The 2874-nt window shown below is 49.0% G+C and carries 5 protein-coding genes; all 5 read right to left on the minus strand.

The annotated features are described in order from the left end of the window. A partial coding sequence (locus tag AC1DUO_RS23945; RefSeq protein WP_477988810.1) for a transposase domain-containing protein occupies positions 1-167 on the minus strand: 167 nt, incomplete at its 3' end. 139 nt (positions 168-306) lie between these two features. After that, entirely contained in the window at positions 307-747 is a 441-nt protein-coding gene (gene yciA, locus AC1DUO_RS23950) for an acyl-CoA thioester hydrolase YciA (RefSeq protein WP_013575935.1), read from the minus strand. Positions 748-820: 73 nt separating this feature from the next. Next, positions 821-1360 (minus strand): septation protein A, encoded by a 540-nt coding sequence (locus AC1DUO_RS23955; RefSeq protein WP_013575934.1) that lies wholly within the window; start codon positions 1358-1360, stop codon positions 821-823. Positions 1361-1459: 99 nt separating this feature from the next. Next, a complete protein-coding gene (locus AC1DUO_RS23960; protein ID WP_013575933.1) occupies positions 1460-2215 on the minus strand; it encodes a YciC family protein in 756 nt (251 codons plus the stop codon). A 113-nt stretch (positions 2216-2328) separates the two neighbouring features. Then, on the minus strand, positions 2329-2706 hold the full coding sequence (locus AC1DUO_RS23965) for a YkgJ family cysteine cluster protein (protein WP_013575932.1): 378 nt from the start codon (positions 2704-2706) through the stop codon (positions 2329-2331). Positions 2707-2874: the final 168 nt, after the last annotated feature.

Raw genomic sequence — 2874 nt, forward strand, 5'->3', positions numbered from 1 at the left:
ACCAGCCAGACCATGGACTCGAGGGGGAGTTTACGCTTGCGTAGGGTGACGGTGTCAGTGAGAGAAAAAGCTTGCTGAATGAGGTCAGGAGACAGGAGGTCAGCGAGGCTTTGAACTTCATCGGGGGCAGTAAGATTGATAATACCGAGAGCTTGTGAAAGTTCCATTTAAAAAGGGTCCATGATGAGCATGAACCCTTTTTACACGAGCCACCGGATCGGTCAACTGATCCTTAAACGATCGGCATTAGCCATGAAGGCGACCTTTTTACTTCCAGTCTTTTACTTCCCATCATACAGAACCGGCTTAGTCCTGAGAGACACCGTCGGAATCGACGCTGAAATTACTGCGACCGTCAGGCAGCTGGCGCGATTTCCCTTCATCATCCACAGCAACATACGTAAACACCGCTTCAGTGGCTCTGTAACGCTGTCCGATGGGCTCAGAAGAGACTTTCTTCACCCACACTTCCACGTTGATGGTGATCGAGCTGTTACCGGTACGAATACAGCGTGCGTAGCAGCACACCACATCCCCGACAGCCACGGGTTTAAGAAACGTCATGCCGTCAACGCGTACGGTCACTACGCGACCTTTGGCGATTTCTTTCGCCTGAATCGCCCCGCCCATATCCATCTGCGACATCAGCCATCCGCCAAAGATGTCGCCATTCGCATTGGTGTCAGCTGGCATCGCCAGCGTACGCAACACCATTTCACCATTGGGTAAGCTATGTTTTTCGTTCATACGATAGGCTTCACACAGTTCAACAATTTGAAAAAGTAAGGCCTTTCAAAGAAAGGCCCGTGCAGAAGAATGCTTATTTTTTTTCGTCATCCGGCATATGCCGGTAAATATAGACGCCACTCAGCAGGGTGAATACCAGCGTCAGTGCGGTCAGGCCAAATACCTTGAAGTTAACCCAGATATTCTGCGGTAACCAAAAGGCCACATAGATATTGGCCAGTCCGCACAGCAGGAAAAAGATGGCCCAGCTGACGTTCAGTTTATTCCATACGTGATCCGGCAATGTCAGCTCTTTACCCAACATACGCTGGATTAACGGCTTTTTCAGAACCAGCTGGCTGATCAGTAATGCACCGGAGAACAGCATATAAATAACTGTCACTTTCCATTTAATGAATTCGTCATTATGGAAAACCAGTGTCAGGGTGCCGAAAACAGCGACCATCGCGAAGGTGATTAACGTCATCTTCTCGATTTTGCGATACAGAATCCAGGTAATCACTAACGCTAACGCGGTGGCCGCAATTAACGCGCCTGATGCGACAAAAATATCGTAAAGCTTATAAACCACAAAAAAGACAATCAGGGGAAGAAAATCGAGGAGCTGCTTCATACTTCATTCCATGTTTTATGTATGGGATGACTATACCGGAATCATTTCGCGGACAAAAGAAAAGGGCGCCGGAGCGCCCCTGAAAAAGTTATGTCTATATTATGCATGTAATTTCATGTAAAGACGGAACAGATAAATCAGCATAAAGGCGCTGATCAGGTTGCTCACTGCGCCGAGGATCACTGCACCAATCATCGGATTCAGCGCACTCAGTACGCCAACAAACAGCATCAGCACCACCTGCGCCACAATCCACAGCATCACGGCCGGGGCGACCAGACGCACATTGCTGAAGGCCAGGCGGGTGCTCAGGCGCATTGCTTTGAACACGCCGGCATTCTCTTTACAGGAAATAACCGGTGACATTGACCAGGCAATCGCAATCAGGAATGCCGGAACAAACAGCAGCGCCAGACCGATACGGAACATGATGCTGTAAATAAACAGCAAAATGGCCAGACGTGGCAACACCGGCAATGACGCACTCAAAATTTGCGTAATACTGGCGCGAACGCCCTGAGAAATCAGTTGGATCAACGTCAGAACGCCGCCGACCAGAATAACGTTTCCGGCGAGCGTTGACAGCAGAGCGGCCAGGCTGTAACGGAAAATCGCGCTTTGCTGCTCCGGAGTAATCTGCTGCTCAATATATCCCATCATATCGCCGACGCTCATGCCGGTCATGTTACTCATCAGTTGCCCGATGGCCTCGACCTGCTCAGATGAAGGACTTAAAACCCAGCTTAATATGACGGTGATTAATGCGGCCAGAACCGAGAGCGCCAAAACGCTACTCATCTGATTACGCATAAAATTATAACTGTCACGGTACAACGTACTGGCCGTGATAGACATGGACGCTCCTTGGCAAAAAGCAAAAATCAATAAGGCGGGGATTGTACCCTTTAAATACCCTCCGCCGATAGTTTTGCGCTGATTTCCTGTCAGACCCGTCGATCAATCTCTGCTTAAACGCAACTGAGGTGGCTGAGATCAATCGTCGGTAAATTTACATCCAGAGGGGGCAGGCCATACTTCGCACGGGCACGATCGCAGGCGGCATTGCCGATGCCATTCAACCCTGACTGATCGAATTCGCGGCACGGTGTCGGACGGTTGAGATAAACAGAACAGGAAACCGCATGTCCCACTTCACCCTCCAGGGCAACACAGCGCGGCGTTTTACTGTTCGTGCCTTGCATGCAACTCAGAAAAGGGGTGACTTGCTCTGTCAGTGCCTGYGGAACACAGCCGCCAGCCTCTTCAGATTCAGCCCAATAAAATGAAACGCGGAAATAAGCGCAGCATGCGCCACAGGTCATACAAGGATTGTTAATTTCGCCCATCTTGGAAGTTACCGACTCCTTACGGCACCAAACCAAAACTAACTATGAGTATGCAAATTACGCAGCACCATTTTTTTTAGCAACTGAAATATCACCTGTTAACAAAACAACAAAATCTCCTCATTTTTGATGCAGATCAATTCCTTTGTTTTTATAGATTTAGATCGC

It is taken from the genome of Rahnella sp. P4_A8 (genome assembly GCF_056402435.1).